The organism is Brevibacterium sp. LAARM2_SD2, from assembly GCF_057364785.1.
Genome location: NZ_JBNFOM010000005.1, coordinates 42,816 through 64,463, shown reverse-complemented (window position 1 = coordinate 64,463; position 21,648 = coordinate 42,816). Strand labels below are relative to the sequence as shown.

Below are 21,648 nucleotides of genomic sequence, written 5' to 3'. Positions count from 1 at the left end.
CGTGCCGACGTTGCCCGGCGGAATCCGAGACGATACCCTCAGAGGGTATTCAGGCAATCGGCGGGAGGAGGGCGCGATGCAGGATCGTCGACGCACCCGACCTCAGCTCGCCGGAGCGATCCTCAACCTCGTCGCCGCGGTCGCCGCTGTCATCGGCATCGTCGTGCTCCCCATCAGCATGGGGATGAGCATGGAACCCAGTGCCTCGATGGGCATGTCGCATGCATCCCCGATGGGCGCTTCGTCGACGAACGGGGATGGCACTGAGTCACCTGCGGCGATGGGCCACAGCGCGGACTCGATGGCGATGGACGCCATGCCTGCCCACGGTGAACCGCCCGCGGGCGAGGCCCCCGACAGTGACCCCGGCGTGGCGGCCGATGACGACGCCGCCTCCGGCCAGTGCACCGGTTCGGGATGCGGTGACAGTGTGATGGTCTGCGCACTCGCGACGATGTGCATCGTCGGCGTCGTCCTGCTCATCATCGCCCTGCGGATGCTGCGGCGCACCGCGATTCTGCTTCCCCGCGCCGGCCTGTGGCACTGCGCCACCCCCTTCGTACCGAACCCGGCACCTGGGCACGCCCGCGCGCCGAGTATCACCGACCTCTGCATCAGTCGCACGTAGGCCGGCGTCCCCGCATCGAGGCTTCTCGATGCATCAGCCGACCGATGAACTCGGCCCATTCGCGCCAGTCCCCGACCAGCCGAAACCGTGATCGCACACGACTGCGACCACGGCTGACCTGAGCGCGCGCAACCTGCGCCCCGCTGGGCACCACGGACCTGAGCGCCCTCAGACGCTCTTTCCTGGAACGAAGGCATGCGCGGAATGGGCTTGCGAACGAAAGCAGAGCACACACCGTGAACCACTCATCAGAGAACACCACCGAACGCCGCTTCGACGGACTGCCGACCAGTCCATCGCTCACGGAAGCGACCCCGACAACCCCCGAGCACGTCCACCCCGCACGCCCGTCACGCCGTCCCGGCCGCCGCAGCTTCCTCGTCGGATCGCTGAGCGTGCTCGCCCTGGCCGCATGCACCCGCGGGGAGAAGGAGCCTTCCTCATGCCCGACTCCCAACGCGTCGCCGACGTCGAGGACGACCGTGAGACGACGGGAAAGACAGTGGAGGTCGCCCTCACGGCGGCCGCCTCGGCGCTCAAGCTCGGCACGACCACCGCACAGACGTGGAGCTACGGGGAGATCCCCGCCCCGGTCATCCGGATGAGCCGGGGAGACCGGCTCAAAGCCACACTCACCAACGACCTCACCGAGGACACGACGATCCACTGGCACGGTCTCGCGCTGCGCAACGACATGGACGGCGTGCCGATGCTCACCCAGGACCCCGTCGCCCCCGGTCAGTCGTTCACCTACGACTTCATCGCCCCCGACCCGGGCACGTACTGGTTCCACCCGCACGTCGGCGCGCAGATCGACCGCGGCCTCTATGGCGCGCTCATCGTCGACGACCCCGACGAACAGCTCGAGTACGACGACGAGTGGGTGATCATCCTCGACGACTGGCTCGACGGAGTGACCGCGACTCCCGCCGAGGTGCTCACCGAACTCCGGCAGGGCATGGGCGGTTCGAGCTCCAGTTCGGGCGACATGGGCGGCATGGACCACGGGAACATGGGCGGCTCAGACTCAGGCGACATGAGCGGCATGGGCGGGATGGACCACAGCGGCATGGGCGGGCCGATGCGGATGGGCAACATGCTCATGGGCGCCGCCTCGGACGTCCTCGGCGGCGACGCCGGCGACGTCTACTACCCCACGTACCTCATCAACGGTCGGCCCGCCGACGACCCAGCGACCTTCGAGGCCAAGCCGGGCGCGAAGGTGAGGCTGCGGATCATCAACGCCGGTGGCGACACCGCGTTCCGCCTCGCCCTGACCGGGCACTCGCTCACGGTCACCCACACCGACGGCTTCCCCGTCGACGGGAAGGCCGCCGAGACGCAGTCGCTCCTCCTCGGCATGGGGGAGCGCTATGACGCAGTCGTGACGCTGGGCGACGGCGTGTTCGCTCTTGTCGCCGAGGCGGAGGGCAAGCAGGAGCGCGTCCACGCCGTCGTCCGCACGGGGTCCGGCGAGGCGCCGCCGACCGACGGGAACGTCGCGGAACTTGCGGCCGCACCTCTGTCCGCCGAGGCGCTGAAAGCCCGCAGCGATGTCGCCCTGCCGGCCAAGTCCGCCGACCGGGAGCTCACCCTACGGCTGACCGGGTCGATGGCCGCCTACGACTGGGCGTTCGACGAGACGCCGTATGACCACGAGAAGCCGATGGACACTGCGCAGGCGGTCGCCGAGGGGGAGCGGGTGCGCCTCTCCTTCGTCAACGAGACGGACATGTGGCATCCCCTCCACCTCCACGGGCACACGTTCCAGCTCACCGGCGGGGGACCGCGCAAGGACACGGCGATCGTCCTGCCGGGAAAGACGCTGACCGTGGAGTTCGATGCGAACAATCCGGGCCGGTGGCTCACGCACTGCCACAACATCTACCACGGTGAGGCCGGGATGATGAGCGTCATCGCCTACGAGGAGTGAGTGCTGAGTGGGGGCGGTCGTCCTTGACATGCGCACCCACACGATTACCATCACGAGTACCCGCCGTCGCTGCGTTCTGCGGCGGCGCGGCCGTGGCCCCGCACCGAGGAGGAGATCGTGAGTACGGATCCGTCGCTGAGCGAAGTGCCCGAAGCCGATCGGGAGGAGCAGTCCGAGGACATCGAGTCCACCGAGGTCCTCACCGGTGAGGATGCCGAACCGACGGGGTCGGCACCTGCTGTCGTCGAGGCCGATATCGCCGATGTGGCCGAGCAGTCGATCGACGTCGGCTTCGACGACGAGGACCACCCGCAGTCCTGAGCTGCTGACCGCAGGCAGGTGGCGCGCATCTGCCTGCGGTCACCCGCCTCGGCGGGCTGTGCTGCGGACCTCGCGCGCAGTGGCGACATCGTCGACGATGACGGCGATGTGGCGCACGCTCGTGATGAGTGCGCCGTAGAGCGGCCACGCTGTCTTCGGCAGGTCGTCGCCATCGGCGATCCCGACCGACAGCGCGTCGAGGCGATCATGGATCGAGTCCACGCCGATGTCCGGGTCGGCGATCGCGGTGCCGGCCGCACGGACGATGTCCGCCCATTCGGTGCGGAACCGATCATCCCATCTGCTGTCGTCATAGGTGGCCGCCTCCAAGGTGCGGGTGAGGTGGCGCAGGTGGGAGACGCCTTCGTCGAGGCGCCGGAGGATGTTCTCGGGACTGAGCTCCTCCTCGACGGCGTCTGCGTCGCGACTGCGGAGCACCGCACGGCGCAGGGATCGCAGCCGCGGACGCGGGTTGGCCTGGCGACTCTCGTTGGCCAGGTTGACCGTCTGCCACGCTGCGTCGAGATCTCTGCTCATCGCTTCGGTCTCGACGAACCAGACGTGCGCGCGGTCGGTGTCCCACGAGGTCGAGAACTCGTCGCTCATGTTCGTCAGCACCTCGCCGATCCGGCGGTTGATGCCGTCGATGTGGATAGCCGCCTGCTCATCGCGCAGCGGTGGGACGATGAGTAGATTGACGGCCACGCCCACCCCGACGCCCAGTGCAAGCTCGATGAGGCGTTCGTCGAGGAACGGCTGCTGACTGCCGAACCCGCTGCCGAGGACGAAGATCGCCGTCGTCGCAATCGCGATGCCCTCATCCCTGATCCACGGGACGCGGGCGAGGACGACCCCGGCGAGCATTGCGAAGCCGAAGGTCCAGAGGCTCACGCCGAGGAAGTGGCCGACGACGAAGGACAGGGCGACACCGGCGACGGAGGCGACCATGGTCTGCGCCCCACGGGCGAGTGTCCGATGGATCGTGGCATGGACGGTGAGCAGAGCCGCCCACGGGGCGAGGAACGGCATCTGCGAGTCGAGCACCCACACCGACAGCCACCAGCCGAGGGTCGCAGCGATCACCGTCTTGGCGATCTGGAGCATATCGGTGACGACCTCGGGCCGACGGAAGAACTCGATGATGCCGCTGGGAGGTGAGGTCATAAACGGAGGCCGCCTCGCTTTCGCGCAGTGTTCGGGGTCGGCGCAGCGCAGGCCAGCACTGCTGGTCAGCACCGCGGTCTGCTGCACGGTCAGCACCGCGGTCTGCTGCACGGTCAGCACCGCGGTCAGCGGTACGGGCCGGGGCCGGCTGCGGTCCACCTCGGCGGGCTTCCGGCACCGTGCGAAAGCCCGCCGTGAGGATGCGCCGAAAACAAGGTAACTTACTTATAATCGGGAACGCAAGCAGACAGAAGCGCCCGGCTTGCACCCCTCGCTGGGAGGAGTGCAAGCCGGGCGCTCAGGTGAAGCCCGTCGGGTCAGTGCTGCGTCAAACCCGGCAGCACAGACCCTGTCGCGGGCTCACCGGGGACATCTCTCAGGCGGCCAGCGGCGTGGTCTCACGCAGCGACGACCCCGTGAAGAGCACGGTGCGACCGGTCGAGTCACTGATCGTGACCTCTCCGTCCGCGGTGCTGATCTCCGGGTCGATGAGGCCGGCGTGCTCGACGGCACGCTGCACCCACTGTGGGAACTCAGTCATGGGTTCCATTCCTTTCTCTCGTCGCGAACGGACATGCGTCGACGCATGCCGTTTCGCCAGGTGGTCTGCGGTGGCGACGGGGGAGTCGCCTGACCTCACAGGACGTCGACGACGAAGTGGCCTGTGGGAGGTCGCCGTGATCTGGGTCAGTCCCTCACGGTGGGGGAGATGCGCTGAGACAAGACACGATGTCAGTCGGCTGGAGCGGATCCGGCGGCCGTCTTGAGCGGCCTGCCGTCGCTGCCCGATCGGTCGATGCACTCCGATGAACTGGGCCGATGACGTCAGCGCAAGAGATAACCATAACGCGGCGCGGGCGGCGAAGTCAAAACGGCGGCGGCGCCGGGCCGAAGCGGCGGCAGAACGGGCGCCGTGGAGCCCGCACGACCGCTCCCATCACTGCGTGCGGTGGCGCTTGCGCAGCCGGAACCAGAGCAGGCCCGCGAGCCCGAGGATGATGACGCCCCCGCCGAGGAGGCCGAGCGGCAGCAGGTCGACGCCCCCGGTCGCCGAGGCCGAGGAATCGCTCGCCGCGCCGGCGTCGTCCGCCTGGCTGTCGGAGCTGTCTCCCGCATCGCTGCCGCTGCCCGAGGCGGTGGCCGTCGGCGTCGGGGCGGCAGCGGCGCCGACGGGAACCGTCGCCACGGTCTCCGGAGACGTCTGCGCGAAGTCCCATTCGAGGAGGTCGACGGCGGCCTGACGCGAATTGTTCTCCGCTCCGAGGAGTGCTGAGACGACGCGCTTGCCGTCGCGTTCGGCGACGGCGATGTAGGAGCCCTTCGCCGTCGTCGTGTACCCGTTCTTCAGCCCGAGCCCGCCCTCGACGTTGCCGACGATCTGCGTGTGGTTCTGGATCTCGTAGCCCTTGAACTTCTCCTTCGTCTCCGGGTTCGTGCCTCCCGGGAACGAGTACGTCGTCGTCCCGATGATCTCCATGAGCGTCGGATTCTCCGTCACCGCGTACGCGAGCTTCGCCATGTCGGCGACGGTCGTGTACTGGTTCGGGTCGTCGAGGCCGGAGGTGTTCATCGCATTCGTGTTCGTCATGCCGAGCGACTTCGCCTTCGCGTTCATCAGGGCGACGGCCTTCTCCTGGCCCCCAGCGGCACGGCCGAGGGCGTTCGCGGCATCGTTGGCGCTCGACATGAGCATCGCGTGGAAGAGCGTGTCGACGGTGTAGTCGTTCTTCTGCATGAGACCGACCTTCGTCCCGTCGATCTCCATGTCCTCGAACTCCGCTTCGACCTTCTGCTCGGGGTCATCGAGGACGTCGATGAGCGCGAGCGCGGTGAGCAGCTTGATCGTCGAGGCCGGCGCGTGCTTGACGTCGATGTTCTCCGCGACCTGGAGCTCACCGGTGTCGAGGTCGCCGACGAGCCATGATGTGCCGATCGGCTGGGGCGGCTGCGCGCCATCGCCGAGGTTGTCCGGGCTCACGTAGATCTTCTCGGTCGGCTCGGGTGCGGCCTGGGCAGTGCCGGGGAAGAGGACGAGCGAGGCGACGACGAGGAGGAGCGCGAGTGCGCGCGCGCGGTGCGCAGGTGAGCCAGCGCCGAGGAAGGAGACGAGGACGGAGAACGCATGCGCACCAGTGTACGGATCCCGGGCGTCGCGGATCCTCAGACTCCGTGACCGGGAGGAGAACTCCGGGACGACGAAGGCGGCCGCACACGGTGAAGTGCACGGCCGCCTCGGCGCTGCTGGGGTCAGGTCGACCTCAGCGCGGACTCAGAATGCGCGCTGGAGGATCGCCTGCTTGACCTCGGCGATCGCCTTGGTGATCTCGATGCCGCGGGGGCAGGCATCGGTGCAGTTGAACGTCGTGCGGCAGCGCCACACGCCTTCCTTGTCGTTGAGGATCTCAAGCCGCATGTCCCCGCCCTCGTCACGCGAGTCGAAGATGAAGCGGTGCGCGTTGACGATGGCCGCGGGACCGAAGTACTGCCCGTCGGTCCAGAACACGGGGCACGACGAGGTGCACGAGGCGCAGAGGATGCACTTCGTCGTGTCGTCGAAGGCCTCGCGCTGTTCGGAGGACTGCAGGCGCTCACGGGTGGGCTCGTGTCCGCTCGTGATGAGGAACGGCATGATCTCCCGGTACGACTGGAAGAAGGGCTCCATGTCGACGATGAGGTCCTTCTCCAGCGGCAGGCCCTTGATCGCCTCGACGGTGATCGGCTTGGACGTGTCGAGGTCCTTGAGCAGGGTCTTGCAGGCCAGGCGGTTGCGGCCGTTGATGCGCATCGCATCGGAGCCGCAGACGCCGTGGGCGCACGAGCGACGGAAGGTCAGCGAACCGTCGATGTCCCACTTGATCTTGTGGAGGGCATCGAGCACGCGGTCCGTGCCGTACATCGTGACGTTGTACTCCTCCCAGTGCGGTGCCTCGTCCGTCTCCGGGTCGAAGCGCGCGATGCGGAAGGTGCAGTCGAAGGACGGGATCTCCCCGCCCTCACCGCTCAGGTGCGAGGGCAGGTCGACCTTCGATGCCGGCTCCGGGGTTTCGGTATCGGTGCTCATCAGTACTTACGCTCCATCGGCTGGTAACGGGTGACGACGACGGGCTTGGTCTCCAGGCGCATGCCCGGGACTCCCTCGGCCTCCGAATCCGGGTCGAGGTAGGTCATCGTGTGGTGCATGAAGCCCTCGTCGTCGCGGTTCGGGAAGTCCTCGCGGAAGTGTCCGCCGCGGGACTCCTTGCGGTGGATGGCCGCGACGGTGATGACCTCGGCGAGTTCGAGCAGGAAGCCGAGCTCGACGGCCTCGAGGAGGTCGAGGTTGTAGCGCTTGCCGCGGTCCTGGATGCCGACGTTGTCGTAGCGCTCACGCAGCTTCTCGATCTCCGCGAGAGCCGCACGCAGCGTCTCGTCGGTGCGGAACACCTGAACGTTGGCGTCCATGATCTCCTGCAGGTCCTTGCGGATCGCGCCGATGCGCTCGGGCCCGTCGGAGTTGCGCAGGCGCTCGAGGACGGCGACCGTGTCGGCCTGCGAGTCCTCGGGCAGCTCGATGACCTCGGCGCGGTTGGCGTATTCGGCGGCGGCGATGCCCGCGCGCTTGCCGAAGACGTTGATGTCGAGCAGCGAGTTCGTGCCGAGGCGGTTCGAGCCGTGGACGGACACGCACGCGCACTCACCGGCCGCGAAGAGGCCGGGGATGACGGTGTCGTTGTCGGCGAGCACCTCGGACTCGATGTTCGTCGGGATGCCGCCCATCGCGTAGTGCGCGGTCGGGAACACCGGCACCGGCTCCGTGTAGGGCTCGACACCGAGGTAGGTGCGGGCGAACTCGGTGATGTCGGGCAGCTTCTCGTCGATGTGCTTGGGCTCGAGGTGGGTGAGATCGAGGAGGACGTAGTCCTTGTTCGGTCCCGCACCGCGGCCTTCGCGGACCTCGTTGGCCATCGACCGGGCGACGATGTCACGCGGGGCGAGGTCCTTGATCGTCGGGGCGTAGCGCTCCATGAAGCGCTCACCCTCGGAGTTGCGCAGGATCGCGCCCTCGCCGCGGGCCGCCTCGGAGAGGAGGATGCCGAGTCCGGCGAGGCCCGTGGGATGGAACTGGAAGAACTCCATGTCCTCGAGCGGGATGCCGCGGTTGTACGTCACGGCCATACCGTCGCCGGTCAGGGTGTGGGCGTTCGACGTGGTCTTGAAGACCTTGCCGACGCCGCCGGTCGCGAAGACGACCGACTTCGCCTGGAAGACGTGGATCTCGCCGGTGGCGAGTTCGTAGGCGACGACGCCGGCGGGGCGGCGCTCACCGTCGACCTCGGTCATGACGAGGTCGAGGACGTAGAACTCGTTGTAGAACTCGACGCCGTGCTTGACGCAGTTCTGGTAGAGGGTCTGGAGGATCATGTGGCCGGTGCGGTCGGCCGCGTAGCACGAGCGGCGCACCGGCGCCTTGCCGTGGTCGCGGGTGTGACCGCCGAAGCGGCGCTGGTCGATCTTGCCCTCGGGCGTGCGGTTGAACGGCAGCCCCATCTTCTCGAGATCGAGGACGGCGTCGATGGCTTCCTTCGCCATCACCTCGGCGGCATCCTGGTCGACGAGGTAGTCACCGCCCTTGACGGTGTCGAAGGTGTGCCATTCCCAGTTGTCCTCTTCCACATTGGCCAGTGCCGCGCACATGCCGCCCTGGGCGGCGCCGGTGTGGGAACGCGTGGGGTAGAGCTTGGTCAGGACCGCGGTGCGTGCCCGCTGGCCCGACTCGATGGCGGCGCGCATGCCAGCGCCACCGGCGCCGACGATGACGACGTCGTAGTGATGAACCTGCATGTTTCTCCTTTAGGCCTGGCAGAACGACGCGAGCAGAGCGGGGTCGGCTCCGGCCGGGCAGGGATCGAAGGTGAAGATGACGAGCGTGCCGAGCACGAGGACGACGGCCGAGGCGATGTAGAGGATGAGCTGGAGCGCCATGCTCGTGCGCGGCTTCTCGGCGTAGTCCATGATGATCGTGCGCAGGCCGTTGGTGCCGTGCAGCATCGCCAGCCACAGCATGAGGAGGTCCCAGATCTGCCAGAACGGGCTGGCCCACTTGCCGGCGACGAAGCCGAAGTCGATCTGCTGGACGCCTTCGCCGGCCCACAGGTTGACGAAGAGGTGACCGAAGATGAGGACGACGAGGATGACGCCCGAGATGCGCATGAACAGCCACGCGAACATCTCGAACTTCGAGCTCGTGGACTTGTTGCGCGAGTACCCGGTGCGCGGAGCCGGAATCGATGTTGTGCTCATGTCAGCCTCCGAACGTGTGCATCAGCTGGCGAGGGACGAACGCGATCATGATGATCAGCCAGAGGATCATGACACCCCAGAACAGCTTCCGCTGGTTCTTCGGGCCGCCCTTGGAGAAGTCGATCAGGATGACCCGCAGGCCATTGAACGCATGGAAGGCGATCGCGGCGACGAGTGCGATCTCCCCGAAGGCCATGACCGGAGTCTTGTAGGTTCCGATGACGGCGTTGTACGCCTCGGGGGAAACGCGAACGAGTGCAGTGTCAAGCACGTGAACCAACAGGAAGAAGAAGATCCCGACCCCTGTCACGCGATGCGCGACCCAGGACCACATTCCTTCTCCACCTCGGTACAGAGTGCTCGTAGACGCTTGGGCCACGGAGCATCCTCCATCTTGGATGAATCGACGATGTACATCATGAAAGTACGCCGAAGACCGCCCAGTTGCCAGTCGGCTCCCCATTGAGCGGGCTGGATCACATTGTCACCCTGGCAGTTCTCTCACAATCGGTCACACCGCGTCTCACGGCGAACAATTACCGCACAAACGTGTGCGGTAAATCGCGGGCGCGGACCGGGGGTGCGAAATCCGTTGTCGCCGAGGCGGTGACCCGGTCTGACGCGGGTGTTCCGTTGACGATGTGTTCTGGTTCTCCTCACCCCGACACGGCGGACAACATCGGTGATGTCATGCCCGAACTTTGAGACACTGAGGGGGTGAACACGCACTTCCACGCCATCATCCCCGCGGGCGGATCGGGCACCCGACTCTGGCCGCTCTCCCGCAAGGCGTCCCCGAAATTCCTCCATGATGTCCTCGGCACCGGTCGCAGCCTCCTCCAGTCGACCTGGGACCGAGTGGCCCCGCTCGTCGGCGACGACAAGGTCTGGGTGGTCACCGGTGAGAGCCACGCCGAGCAGGTCGCCGAGCAGCTTCCCCAGCTGTGCCCGAGCCGCATCGTCGCAGAGCCCTCCCCGAAGGACTCGGCCGCCGCGATCGGTCTCGCGACCCTCCTCATCCACAGAACCGACCCCGAGGCGATCGTCGGGTCCTTCTCCGCCGACCACTCGATCACGAACGTCGACGAATTCCGTTCCGTCATCGAACAGGCGTGCGTCGCCGCGGAATCCGGCGACATCGTCACCGTCGGCATCATGCCGCGCAACCCCGCGACCGCATACGGCTACATCAAGACCGGCAGCCTCCTCGGCATCGCCGGTGCCCCGACCGCCCGCCGCGCCCTTGCGTTCGCGGAGAAGCCGGCGGCGAGCACGGCCCGCCGCTACGTCGACTCGGGCCGCTACCGGTGGAACGCCGGGATGTTCATCGCCAAGGCCTCAGCACTCCTCGAGATCCTCGCCGAGGAGGATCCCACGCTCTTCGCCGGCCTGTCCCGGATCGCCGAGGCGTGGGGGACCGATGCCCAGGAGTCCGTCCTCGCCGAGGTGTGGCCGGGGCTCGAGAAGCGCGCGATCGACTACGTCGTCGCCGAACCCGCCGCCGAGGCCGGTCGGGTCATCGTCATCCCCGGCGACTTCGGGTGGGACGACGTCGGGGACTTCGACTCCGTAGCCCGGCTCCGCCAGCCCGTGCCCGGGGAGCCGCGCGGGGTCATCTCGATCGGCGGCTCGTGCGACCTCCTCGAGGTCGACGCCTCGGGGGTCGTCTTCTCCGAGCAGCCCCGCACGGTCGCGATCGTCGGCCTCGAGGACCTCGTCGTCGTCGACACCGAGGACGTCCTCCTCATCACCTCCCGCTCCCACGCGCAGGACGTCAAGAAGGCCGTCTCCCTGGCCGGCGAGCGGGGACTCGACGACCTGCTCTGAGGAGGGGGTGTCGGTCGGAGGGGTCTCGGGCAGTCAGCCGGGTCTCTGGTGGTCAGCGCAGTCGCGGCCGGTCTGAGGAGTCTCGGGCGGTCTGAGGAGCCTCATTTGCGCCGAAAGGGCGCCTCGCAGCCAGGCATGCGCGGTCCGGCTCACCCTGTTATCGAGAGCTCTGGTCAGAAACAGAGCCCTCGAAAACAAGGTGAGCCGGAAGGCACTCGCAGGACTCTCAGGAGGGGCAACCTCCCCATACGCGCGCGCGTGGCCCCTACGCCGGGCTCTGGGTCCAGAGGTCGGGGCCGAAGACCTCGTAGTGGATCCGCTCGGCGGGCACGCCCTTGGCGATGAACTCGGCGCGGGCGGCCTGCATGAACGGCAGCGGACCGCACATGAACACCTCCGCCTCGGCGGGCACGGCGAGTCCGCTGAGATCCATGAAACCGCTGCGGGCCGGATGGAGGGTCGGAGCCTCGGTCGCGCCCTCCTCGTACCAGTTGATCGCCTGCGCGTCGGCCATCGCGAGCACCTGCCGGCGCAGGCCGGCGTAGAGCGCATGATGGGCATGCGACCGATCGGCGTGGTAGAGGCGGACGGTCCGGTGCGGCTGCCGCCGGGAGAGGTCCTCCATGATCGCGGCGATTGGGGTGATCCCGATGCCGGCGGAGACGAGGACGAGCGGGGCGTCCGACTCCTCGAGGACGACGTCGCCGGCGGGCTGGGAGACCTTGAGCACGCTGCCCGGCTGCGCGTTGTCGAACAGCCACCCCGAGACGACGCCGTCCGGGGCACCGCCGACGCCGCGCACCCGCTTGATCGTCACCCGCAGCGTGTCGCCGCGCGGGCCGGAGGAGATCGTGTACTGGCGCGGCTGCGTCGATCCGTCGGGCAGTTCGACGAGGATCGCCACATACTGCCCGGTGAGGTGGGCCGGGACCGCGCCGGACACGGGGGCGAGGAGGAGGGAGAAGACCTCGTCGGACTCGTCGAAGCGCTCGACGACCCGGAAGTTCCGCCACGGGTGCTCGGGCTCGGTGCCGCCGAGGGCGTAGAGCCGGGCCTCCTCGGCGATGAGCGCGGTCGCGAACAGCCAGTAGACCTCGTCCCAGGCGGCGGCGACCTCCTCGGTGACGGCATCGCCGAGGACGGTTCTCACCGCGCCGAGGAGGTAGTGGCCGACGATGAGGTACTCGGAGGCGCGGACGCCGAGGGACACGTGCTTGTGCGCGATCCGCCGCAGGACGGGCGTGAAGTCCGTGGCGTCGGGATCGATGAGCTGGACGGCGAACGCGACCACCGAGGAGGCCAGCGCCTTCGGCTGCTCGCCGATCGCCTGGTTGGCGAAGTTGAAGATGCCGAGCAGCTCCGGGTGCGCCTCGAACATCGTCGGATAGAACACCGAGGTGATCTCGTCGGCGTGCTCGGCGACGACGCCGGCGGTCGCAACGACGACCTCGTGGGAGCGGGGGCTGAGTTCCATGGTCATCCTTCTCGGTCAGTGCGGGGGCGTTGGGTGGGCGCCCGGGTGACGTGGGGAGATGCTGGTTGACGGGAGCGGAGGCGTGGGGTTCCGGGGCTCCCGGGAGCGGCCGCGGCGGACGGTTCCGCCGGTGTCGGTCGCTCCGATGGTTCCAGAGTGCCGGTGCGCCGAGGCGGCCCGCGCAGGTTTCGACCGTGTTTATTCGTCCACGCGTGCCGGTGTTCATTCGTCCGCACGTGACGGTGCGGAGTGCGCGGGCAGCGTCACCTGCGAGGCTGGCCACACTTTTCTACACGACGTAGAATCACAGGTGCAGTGCACGACTCTCCGACTCCGAGGATGTCCCCATGCCGCGCAGAACGACCGATTACCGCGGTCTCACCGAACTCAGTCGCGTCCGCCTGCTCGGAGCCGTCCAGCAGGGGCCCGACCGCACGCTCAAGGACCTCGCCGAGGCGGTCGGCCTCCATATCAACACGGCCAGGGACCACCTCGGCGTCCTCATCGACGAAGGGCTCGTCAGCGCACGGCCGCAACCGTCGGGAATGCGGGGGAGGCCGCCGACGGTCTACCGCGCGGTCGACGATGCGGAGATGAACCCGGCGGCGAAGAGTCGGATCGAGCGGGCGAAGGCGCTCGGACCGGTGCTCGCGCGGGTCGGCTACTCGTGTGTGCCCGAGTCCGTGCGGAGGCTCGGCGACGGGGCGGGGGAGCAGTTCGACGCGCTCGTCGATCATCTCGACGACTCGGGGCTCGAGCCCGTCGCCGACGACACCGGTCTGGGCATCGCGCTGGCCGCCTGTCCGCACCTCGAGCTCGTCGGGGACGAGCGGACGATGGCGTGTGCCGTGCATGCGCGCCTGCTCCACGACGTCCTCGCGCAGGTGCCGGGGCCGCTGCGGGTCGCCGAGGTCCAGCCGTTCCTCACCGCGACCACCTGCGAACTCCGCCTGCAGACGACCGGCCATCAGACCCAACCGGCCTGAGCGTCAGGTGCCCTGGCTGCGCAATCACGCTGTGCTGAACGACCCCGATGGGCTGAGTGAATCTGTCCCGGTTGAGTTTGCGCCAGTTGAATCCGAAGTGGCCAAGGCCGCCTTGGCCATCTCAGACTCAACTGGCGCAAACCGTCGATCACCGCCGATCCCGGCGGTCACTCGACGTCACCGATCGTGTCGAATTTGGTCACCCGGGGCCCACACCCGCGTCCGAGTGTCTAGCATGGCCTCAATGTCACTCAACCCCGATCCCCGCACCGCGGACGGCGCACCGCACACCGAGGCGGCGAATTCCGGCGCCGCCCGACCGAACGCCCCCCGTCCGAATGCGGCCGACACCGATGCCGCGCGCCCGAATGCGGATGGGATCGAAGCGGCTGGCAGCGATGCCGCTCGCACCAGCGCGGCTGGCAGCGACGTCGCCCGCACCGACGCCGCGCACCCCGCCCCCGACGCCACCACCGCAGCCGCGATCGCCGAGCTCACGCCCGAGCTCCTCGAGTTCCGCCGCGACATCCACGCGCACCCGGAGCTGTCGTTCCAGGAGTTCGCGACGACGGACAAGCTCGCCGCCCGGCTCGAGGCCGCCGGACTCACCCCACGACGCCTCGACGGCTCGGGGCTCGTCTGCGACGTAGGCGAGGGACCGATCGCGCTCGCCCTGCGCGCCGACATCGACGCCCTGCCCATCGACGACCTCATCACCGAGGACTTCGCCTCCACCGTGCCCGGGGTCGCCCATGCGTGCGGTCATGACGTCCACCTCACCGGCCTCCTCGGCGCGGGCATCGCCCTGCAGAGGGCGCACGAGACGACACCGGGCGGCCTCGGCGGACGGGTGCGCCTGATCTTCCAACCCGGCGAGGAGGTCACCCCGGGTGGGGCGCTGCGCGTCATCTCGCAGGGCGCCCTCGACGACGTGCCGGAGATCTACGCCGTCCACTGCGACCCCAACGTCGACGTCGGCCGGATCGGATCGCGCATCGGCGCGATCACCGCGGCCGGCGACACCGTCACCATCCGGCTCACCGGCCACGGCGGCCACACCTCGAGGCCCCACCTCACCGAGGACCTCGTCTACGCCCTCGGCAAGCTCGCGACCGACCTGCCCTCGACGCTCGGACGCCTCATCGACCCCCGCCACGCGATCTCGCTCGTGTGGGGCGAGATCAGCGCCGGTCACGCCGCGAACGTCGTGCCCTCGGAGGGGATCCTCCGCGGGACGCTGCGGTGCCTCGACGTCGACGGATGGAATCAGGTCGCCGAGGTGCTCCCCGAGCTCGTCGAGCGCATCGCCGGCCCGTACGGGGTCAAGGTCGACCTCGAGCACCGCCGCGGCGTCCCCCCGGTGGTCAACACCGAGGACCAGGTCGCCCTCATCGAGTCGGCCGTGCGGACCGAACTCGGCGAGAACTCCGTGCAGCTGACCCCGCAGTCGATGGGCGGCGAGGACTTCGCGTGGTACCTCACGCACTGCCCCGGCGCGCTCGTGCGCATGGGCACCCGCACCCCCGGCGGCATCACGTACGACATCCACCAGGGCGACCTCCTCATCGACGAGGGAAGCGTGCCGATCGCCGCACGGATCTTCACCGCCACCGCGCTCAAGGTTCTCGACGGCCGGCGCGAGGCGCTCCAGCCAACCGGATAGCGCTGGGCACCTCCAGTCCGCTGGGCAGCGCCGGCCTACCCAGGACCAGCCTGCCCGCCCGCGACCAGTCTCCCCGCCCACCACCAGCCTCCCCGCCCGCGACCGGCCTGACGGACGGCACTCAGCCCAGCCGGATACCCTGTCTGTCATGAGAACCAAGCTCGTGACCAGGGTGGGCGCCTGCCTCGGCGTGCTCAGCCTCCTCGGCGCCAGTGCGTGCTCGGTGACGACCCCCGCCGCGGCCCCGGATCCGACGACGGCCTGCATGATCTCCGCACCCGCCGGATTCGAGGACCATTCCGCCGGGGCGCTCACCCTCGCCGAGACCGAGCTCGCCCGCTCGGCCGGGGTCTTCACCGCCACCTCGAGCCAGCGGGTCTCGGATGTCTCGGCCACCTCGGCGGCACTCGCCCGCACACCGGGGGAGGAGTGCACGCTCACAACCGTCGTCGGACCGGGCGGGGCGAAGGAACTCGACTCCTACGCGCGGGAGAACCCTGAGGCGCTCTTCCTCGGGGTCGCGAGCGGGCGCGAGAACCTGCCCGACAATGTGCTCAGCATCGACTTCGACCTCGTGCCCCCGGCCTTCATCGCCGGCTACATCGCGGCGACGGCGAGCGAGTCCGGTGAGGTCGCGGCGTTCGTCTCCCGTGGCTTCCCCCAGGCCGAGGAGATCCTCTCCGCCTTCGACGCGGGAGTCGCCCTCTACAACGAGGAGGCCGACGAGGAGACCGCGGACGTCACCTCGTTCCGTGACTCGCGGATCGCCGCGCGCACGGTCGACGACACCGAGGAGGGCGGACGGGAGTTCTTCGACTCCGCGTCCCGGGCCGACGCCGACGTCATCGTGCCCTTCGGATCGGCGGCGGCGATGGGCGTCCTCGGAGCCGCCGACGAGACGCGAACGGCTGCGGCCACCGCCACCCCGGACCCCTCCGGCGACGGCGAACCGCCGGTGCTGCCGAAGCTCATCTGGTACGGGGCCTCCGGGGGCTTCAGCGATGCCGTCGTCGCGACGATCGAACCGAACATCCGCCGCGGCCTGCGCACGATGTTCCCCGAGTGGCCGCAGAGCAAGAACCCCGACGAGATCGTCGAACCCGGCGACGTCGACCCGGAGGAGATGAACGGGATCCTCGTCGCCGAACGCCGGTACGAGGGCACGATCGACAACGGCGGGATCGGGATCTCGGCCGAGGACGGCTTCCTCAGCCGGGTCTCCGATGCCGGGCGCAGCATCACCGACCTGCGCGAGCGGATCAAGAGCGGCGACATCGACCCGACGCAGGAGTGAGAACGACCCGTTGCTGCGATGATGACGGATAGACTTGCCTCGTGTTGAATACTCCCGCCGGCGTCGCCCACGACGATCCGATCCTGCAGCTGCCCAAAGTCTCCCTCCACGATCACCTCGACGGCGGTCTGCGGCCGGCGACGATCATCGAACTCGCCGCGCAGATCGGCCACGAGCTGCCCGCCACGGAGCCCGACGCCCTGGCGCAGTGGTTCACCGATTCAGCGAACTCCGGTGACCTCGTCCGCTATCTCGAGACGTTCGCCCACACGACCGCGGTGATGCAGACGCGGGAGGGCCTCATCCGCGTCGCGAGGGAATGGGTGCTCGACCAGGTTGCCGACGGCGTCTTCTACGCCGAGGCCCGGTGGGCCCCCGAACAGCACCTCGCCGGGGGACTCGACCTCGACGAGGTCGTCGAAGCGGTGCAGGAGGGTCTCGAGGCCGGTGTCGCCGAGGCGGCCGCTGAGGGCAAGCTCATCACCGTCGGCCAGATCCTCACCGCGATGCGCCAGGCCGACAACTCGATGGCCATCGCCGAACTCGCGATCCGCCACCGGGAGAAGGGCGCGGACACCGGCGTCGTCGGCTTCGACATCGCCGGACCGGAGAACGGCTTCCCGCCGTCGGCGCACCTCTCGGCGTTCAACGCCCTTCACCAGGCCTACGTTCCGCTCACCATCCACGCCGGCGAGGCCGCCGGCAAGGAGTCGATCCACGAGGCGGTCACCGTCTGCCATACGCAGCGCATCGGGCACGGGGCGAGGATCGTCGAGGACATGGACATCGTCGACGGGGAGGGTCAGCTCGGCAGCCTCGCCGCCTGGGTCCTCGACCAGCAGATCCCGCTCGAGCTGTGCCCGAGTTCGAACCTCCAGACCGACATCGGCGGGACGATCGCCAGCCACCCGATCACCGGGCTCAAGGACCTCGGCTTCGCCGTGACGATCAACCCCGACAACCGCCTGATGTCCGGGACCTCGATGACCCGTGAGATGCGGCTGCTCGTCGACGAGGCCGGCTGGACGCAGACCGACCTCGAGTGGGCCACCGTCAATGCCGTGACCGCGGCGTTCCTTCCCCTCGACGTGCGCGAGCGCATGCTCGACGAGATCCTCATCCCCGGATTCGCCCGGGTGACGGTGTGAGACCGGGGAGCACCGACGCCGGATCGGCGGGGGAGTCGAACCCGCCGGACACGGCGTTCCCACGCCGCGGGCGATGCTCATCCCGGTCATCGTCCTGCTTCTTCAGGCCCTCGTCCTCGCGGGCACCGCGGTGTCGTTCATCGTCACGGCGTTCTCCGCGGGATCGCTGGCGACCTCCCTCATCGGGCTCGCCGTCATGTTCCTCATCTTCACCGCCGGCCTGCTCGCCGCCGCCCGCGGGTCGTGGCGTCTGCACCGCTGGGCCCGGCCCGCGGCGATCGCGTTCGAGCTCCTCGTCATCGTCTTCGGCTTCAGCACGATCGGCGGTTCCCTGTGGTTCGGCCTCGCGTGCCTCATCACGGCCATCGCCGTCATCCTCGGCTACTTCACCCCGCCGGTCGTCGACGCCTACAACCGCGCGCTCGCCGACTGAGCGGACGTCACTGACCGAGGTACTCCCCGCACGCCTCGGTGAGGAAGTCGCCGGCGACGCCGCCCTCTTCGCCGAGGCTCTGGGCGGTCTTCTGGATGCCCCACCACACCATCGGGGAGGCGCCCCACTGCTGGCGGAACTCCTCGCGCCTGCTCGGGTCAGCCGACAGGTCCTCGGCGGCCAGGGAGATCCGATCCTGCGCGTCATCGGCCGTGCAGCGCGCCTCGTCGTTCGGTCCTTGCGGGTCGAGCTCGGGGATGTCGTCGGAGTTGACGGTCGTCAGCGTGTACGCGGACTCGCCGATCTCCTCGACGTCGAAGAGGCCGTGGATCTGGAGGAACGGCGACCGGTCGCGGTTGACGTTCGCGCCGTCGACGGTGACGCTCACGCTGTTGGGCGTGTCCGAGGTGACGGTGACCTCGCCGGACTCGGGGAGATCGGGGTTCGCGGTGCGCACCCAGACCTTGAGGTAGGCAGGCGTCTGGTCCGCCGCGGCGGTCGAGAGTCCCTGCCACAGCGGGTCGGCGTCCTTCGCGCCGCCGGGGGAGGAATCGACGACGGTGACGGCCGGGGCGTCGTCGGGCGTGGCGATCGGGGTGACCTCCTCCTCGCTCACCGACGGTCGCGGCTGCGGCCGGGTCTCGTTCGACGTGGGCACGCACGCGGAGGTGGCGAGAACGGCGGCGGTGGTCAGGACGGCGAGAGAGCGAAAGCGCATGGTTCCTCGTGCGGGTCGTGGGAAGCGGACGCGGTCGGATGGGACCGGTGGGAGGCATCGGGGGACGGCGCGGCATCCGTTGCGGTTCCGCGCCGAGGACCGACCCCGCCCTCCAGCGTAATCGGCGGTCGGCTCACACCGGGGCAGGACGCGCTGGGAGGGCCGTCATCGACGATCAGCGCTGCCGGCCGGACCTGACATCCTCGAGCCGGCGACGCTGAGTGCCCGTCTCATCGAAATTGTCGGGAGCCAGCCAGGCGACGAACGCCTCGCGCAATTGGGGCCACTCGGAGTCGAGGATCGAGAACCATGCGGTGTCGCGGTTGCGTCCCTTGACGATGAGGTGCTGGCGGAAGACGCCCTCGAAGGTGAAGCCGAACCGGCGGCCGCCCGCTCCACGGTGCGTTGGCGTTGTTGCACTTCCATTCGAACCGGCGGTACCCGGCCGCGAACACGGCATCGGCGGTGAGGAAGAACGCCTCGGTGGCCGCACGGGTGCGGGCGATCGCCGGACCCCAGAGGATGTTGCCGATCTCGATGACGCCGTTGGCGGTGTCGACGCGCATGAGGGCCTGACGACCCTCGGCACGGCCGGTCGCGCGGTCGACGACGGCGAAGAATAGGGGATCGGCCGAGGCGGCAGCCGTGTCGAGCCAGGCGCCGAATTCCGCCCGATCGCGCGGCGGATGCTCGGGCAGGTAGGCGAAGCGCTCCTCGGCGCCGGGGGCGATCGCCGCCGCGAAGAGGGCGTCGCCGTGCCGGGCGGGATCGAGCGGCACGAGATCGACGGACGTCCCGACGATCGTCTCCCGCCGAGGCGGCGCGACTGGAGTCCAGTTCTGCAGGAGGCGGCGGTCGCCTCGGCGTCAGAAGAGGGATCGGTCATCGTTCTCAGTCCTCGTCGCCGTCGAAGCCGGTCGAGAGCTCCCGGAGCAGGGAGGCGAGTTTGCGCCGGCCGGCCGGGGTGAGCCCGGCGAGGATGTCGCGCTCCTTGACGAGGAGATCGGCGAGGGCGGAGTCGACGGTCGCCCGCCCCGCCTCGGTGAGGCGCACGAGCACCCCGCGGCGATCGTCGGGATCGGGCAGGCGCTCGACCCAGCCGGCGGTGACGAGGCGGTCGATGCGGTTGGTCATGGTCCCGCTCGTCACGAGCGTCTCCTGCAGGAGCGTCGAGGGGGAGAGCTGGTAGGGCTCGCCGGAGCGGCGCAGGGCCGAGAGCACGTCGAAGGCCCAGCTCTCGATGCCGTAGTCGGAGAAGCTCGACTTCCGTGCGCGGTCGAGCTGGCGCGACAGCCGGCTCACGCGGGAGAGGATCTCCATGGGGGAGACATCGAGGTCAGGACGTTCGTGTCGCCACGCGGCGACGATCCGATCCACCTCATCCATGATCCGATTTTACGTCCAGATCAAGAATCTTGACGACCAAGATACTTTTTGACGAGATATTCGTTACGTTCGCGGCCTGCGTGTTTGGATGCTCGGGTGCTGTTGGGAATAAAGTGGTGCGTGGTTGTTGCATCCGTCAACGCTCTTGCGGGGCCAAACGACCCCGTACGAATGCTGGGTGGAAAATCCCTGCAGACGAAACGAAGGAAGACACGTGGATCTTTTCGAGTATCAAGCGCGTGACCTGTTCGAGAAGCACGGAGTGCCCGTGCTCAAGGCTCAGGTCGCCACGACACCAGAAGAAGCGAAGAAGGCAGCTGAAGAGCTCGGCGGCGGCGTGGTCGTCGTCAAGTCGCAGGTGAAGATCGGCGGCCGCGGCAAGGCCGGCGGCGTCAAGGTCGCGAAGAATCCGGACGAGGCCGAAGCACGTGCGAAAGAGATCCTCGGTCTCGACATCAAGGGCCACATCACGAAGAAGGTGATGATCGCCGAAGGTGCGGACATCGCCGAAGAGTACTACTTCTCCGTTCTCCTCGATCGCTCCAACCGCACCTACCTCGCCATGTGCTCGAAGGAAGGCGGCATGGAGATCGAGCAGCTCGCGGTCGAACGCCCCGAAGCGCTTGCGAAGATCCCCGTCAACGCCATCGACGGCATCGACGATGCCAAGGCCAAGGAGATCGCCGAGGCGGCCGGCTTCGACGCCGAGACCGCGGCGAAGGTCGCCCCCGTGCTCACCTCCCTGTGGACCGTCTTCGAGAAGGAGGACGCCACGCTCGTCGAGGTCAACCCGCTCGTCAAGACCGGTGCCGGCGACATCCTCGCCCTCGACGGCAAGGTCTCGCTCGACGAGAACGCGGACTTCCGTCACCCCGACCACGAAGAGCTGCGCGACATCGACGCCGAGGACCCGCTCGAGCTCAAGGCCAAGGAACTCGACCTCAACTACGTCAAGCTCGACGGTGAGGTCGGAATCATCGGCAACGGCGCAGGCCTCGTGATGTCGACGCTCGACGTCGTCGCCTACGCCGGTGAGAAGCACGACAAGGTCAAGCCCGCGAACTTCCTCGACATCGGCGGCGGCGCCTCGGCCGAGGTCATGGCCAACGGACTCGACGTCATCCTCGGCGACGACCAGGTCAAGGCCGTGTTCGTCAACGTCTTCGGCGGCATCACCGCCTGTGACGAGGTGGCCCGCGGCATCGTCAAGGCCCTGGAGATCCTCGGCGATCAGGCGACCAAGCCGCTCGTCGTCCGCCTCGACGGCAACAACGTCGAAGAGGGCCGGGCGATCCTCGCCGAGGCCGCTCACCCGCTCGTCACCCAGGTCGACACCATGGACGGTGGAGCCGACAAGGCCGCCGAACTGGCAGCCGCCAAGTAAGGAAAGGTC

The 21,648-nt window shown here is 68.5% G+C and carries 21 protein-coding genes; 10 read left to right on the top strand and 11 right to left on the bottom strand.

The features are described from left to right. The first annotated feature begins 76 nt into the window (after positions 1-76). The 3 genes from AC2W7K_RS04865 to AC2W7K_RS04855 all read left to right on the top strand — a co-directional run bounded on the left by AC2W7K_RS04865 (position 77) and on the right by AC2W7K_RS04855 (position 2,882). Entirely contained in the window at positions 77-628 is a 552-nt protein-coding gene (locus AC2W7K_RS04865; RefSeq protein WP_198499307.1) for a hypothetical protein, read from the top strand. A gap of 442 nt (positions 629-1,070) precedes the next feature. Beyond that, entirely contained in the window at positions 1,071-2,561 is a 1,491-nt protein-coding gene (locus AC2W7K_RS04860; RefSeq protein ID WP_198501016.1) for a multicopper oxidase family protein, read from the top strand. A gap of 117 nt (positions 2,562-2,678) precedes the next feature. Then, positions 2,679-2,882, top strand: a complete 204-nt coding sequence (locus AC2W7K_RS04855) for a hypothetical protein (protein WP_198499306.1) — start codon at positions 2,679-2,681, stop codon at positions 2,880-2,882. A gap of 39 nt (positions 2,883-2,921) precedes the next feature. On the opposite strand, the gene AC2W7K_RS04850 is transcribed toward AC2W7K_RS04855, so the two are convergent. The 7 genes from AC2W7K_RS04850 to sdhC form a co-directional block, all read right to left on the bottom strand. Beyond that, on the bottom strand, positions 2,922-4,046 hold the full coding sequence (locus AC2W7K_RS04850) for an FUSC family protein (protein ID WP_198499305.1): 1,125 nt from the start codon (positions 4,044-4,046) through the stop codon (positions 2,922-2,924). Between the two features lie 376 nt (positions 4,047-4,422). Then, positions 4,423-4,587, bottom strand: coding sequence for a hypothetical protein (locus AC2W7K_RS04845; RefSeq protein WP_198499304.1), 165 nt, complete (start codon positions 4,585-4,587; stop codon positions 4,423-4,425). Positions 4,588-4,983: 396 nt separating this feature from the next. Next, on the bottom strand, positions 4,984-6,024 hold the full coding sequence (locus tag AC2W7K_RS04840) for a D-alanyl-D-alanine carboxypeptidase family protein (protein ID WP_486005796.1): 1,041 nt from the start codon (positions 6,022-6,024) through the stop codon (positions 4,984-4,986). Positions 6,025-6,315: 291 nt separating this feature from the next. Further along, positions 6,316-7,107: a succinate dehydrogenase iron-sulfur subunit gene (locus tag AC2W7K_RS04835; RefSeq protein WP_137826170.1), complete on the bottom strand. Its 792-nt coding sequence runs from the start codon at positions 7,105-7,107 to the stop codon at positions 6,316-6,318. Then, positions 7,107-8,867, bottom strand: a complete 1,761-nt coding sequence (sdhA, locus tag AC2W7K_RS04830) for a succinate dehydrogenase flavoprotein subunit (protein ID WP_198499302.1) — start codon at positions 8,865-8,867, stop codon at positions 7,107-7,109. The genes AC2W7K_RS04835 and sdhA overlap by 1 nt, the downstream gene beginning before the upstream one ends. A gap of 9 nt (positions 8,868-8,876) precedes the next feature. Further along, a complete protein-coding gene (locus tag AC2W7K_RS04825) occupies positions 8,877-9,326 on the bottom strand; it encodes a succinate dehydrogenase hydrophobic membrane anchor subunit (RefSeq protein ID WP_198499301.1) in 450 nt (149 codons plus the stop codon). A 1-nt stretch (position 9,327) separates the two neighbouring features. Beyond that, a complete protein-coding gene (gene sdhC, locus AC2W7K_RS04820) occupies positions 9,328-9,705 on the bottom strand; it encodes a succinate dehydrogenase, cytochrome b556 subunit (RefSeq protein ID WP_137826173.1) in 378 nt (125 codons plus the stop codon). Between the two features lie 338 nt (positions 9,706-10,043). Here sdhC and AC2W7K_RS04815 point away from each other — a divergent pair, with 338 nt between their 5' ends. Next, entirely contained in the window at positions 10,044-11,153 is a 1,110-nt protein-coding gene (locus AC2W7K_RS04815; protein WP_198499300.1) for a mannose-1-phosphate guanylyltransferase, read from the top strand. 265 nt (positions 11,154-11,418) lie between these two features. On the opposite strand, the gene AC2W7K_RS04810 is transcribed toward AC2W7K_RS04815, so the two are convergent. After that, positions 11,419-12,627 carry a globin domain-containing protein gene (locus tag AC2W7K_RS04810; protein ID WP_211978930.1) on the bottom strand — a complete coding sequence of 403 codons (1,209 nt, stop codon included), beginning with the start codon at positions 12,625-12,627 and terminating at the stop codon, positions 11,419-11,421. A gap of 347 nt (positions 12,628-12,974) precedes the next feature. On the opposite strand from AC2W7K_RS04810, the gene AC2W7K_RS04805 reads away from it, so the two are divergent. From AC2W7K_RS04805 to AC2W7K_RS04785, 5 genes are all read left to right on the top strand, one after another. Continuing rightward, positions 12,975-13,613 carry a helix-turn-helix domain-containing protein gene (locus AC2W7K_RS04805; protein ID WP_211978931.1) on the top strand — a complete coding sequence of 213 codons (639 nt, stop codon included), beginning with the start codon at positions 12,975-12,977 and terminating at the stop codon, positions 13,611-13,613. A 244-nt stretch (positions 13,614-13,857) separates the two neighbouring features. Next, positions 13,858-15,276 (top strand): amidohydrolase, encoded by a 1,419-nt coding sequence (locus AC2W7K_RS04800; RefSeq protein WP_249121034.1) that lies wholly within the window; start codon positions 13,858-13,860, stop codon positions 15,274-15,276. Between the two features lie 148 nt (positions 15,277-15,424). Next, positions 15,425-16,570, top strand: coding sequence for a BMP family ABC transporter substrate-binding protein (locus tag AC2W7K_RS04795; protein WP_211978932.1), 1,146 nt, complete (start codon positions 15,425-15,427; stop codon positions 16,568-16,570). Between the two features lie 41 nt (positions 16,571-16,611). Further along, positions 16,612-17,718: an adenosine deaminase gene (locus AC2W7K_RS04790; protein ID WP_198499296.1), complete on the top strand. Its 1,107-nt coding sequence runs from the start codon at positions 16,612-16,614 to the stop codon at positions 17,716-17,718. A 73-nt stretch (positions 17,719-17,791) separates the two neighbouring features. Further along, a complete protein-coding gene (locus AC2W7K_RS04785) occupies positions 17,792-18,151 on the top strand; it encodes a hypothetical protein (RefSeq protein ID WP_198501014.1) in 360 nt (119 codons plus the stop codon). Between the two features lie 7 nt (positions 18,152-18,158). Here AC2W7K_RS04785 and AC2W7K_RS04780 read toward each other — a convergent pair whose 3' ends face one another. From AC2W7K_RS04780 to AC2W7K_RS04770, 3 genes are all read right to left on the bottom strand, one after another. Then, complete coding sequence (locus AC2W7K_RS04780; protein WP_198499295.1) at positions 18,159-18,869, bottom strand: hypothetical protein; 711 nt, start codon at positions 18,867-18,869, stop codon at positions 18,159-18,161. 230 nt (positions 18,870-19,099) lie between these two features. After that, positions 19,100-19,648, bottom strand: a complete 549-nt coding sequence (locus AC2W7K_RS04775; RefSeq protein WP_486005795.1) for a GNAT family N-acetyltransferase — start codon at positions 19,646-19,648, stop codon at positions 19,100-19,102. A gap of 112 nt (positions 19,649-19,760) precedes the next feature. Further along, a complete protein-coding gene (locus AC2W7K_RS04770) occupies positions 19,761-20,255 on the bottom strand; it encodes a MarR family winged helix-turn-helix transcriptional regulator (RefSeq protein WP_137827097.1) in 495 nt (164 codons plus the stop codon). A gap of 214 nt (positions 20,256-20,469) precedes the next feature. Here AC2W7K_RS04770 and sucC point away from each other — a divergent pair, with 214 nt between their 5' ends. After that, positions 20,470-21,639 (top strand): ADP-forming succinate--CoA ligase subunit beta, encoded by a 1,170-nt coding sequence (gene sucC, locus AC2W7K_RS04765; protein ID WP_198499293.1) that lies wholly within the window; start codon positions 20,470-20,472, stop codon positions 21,637-21,639. Positions 21,640-21,648 lie beyond the last annotated feature (9 nt).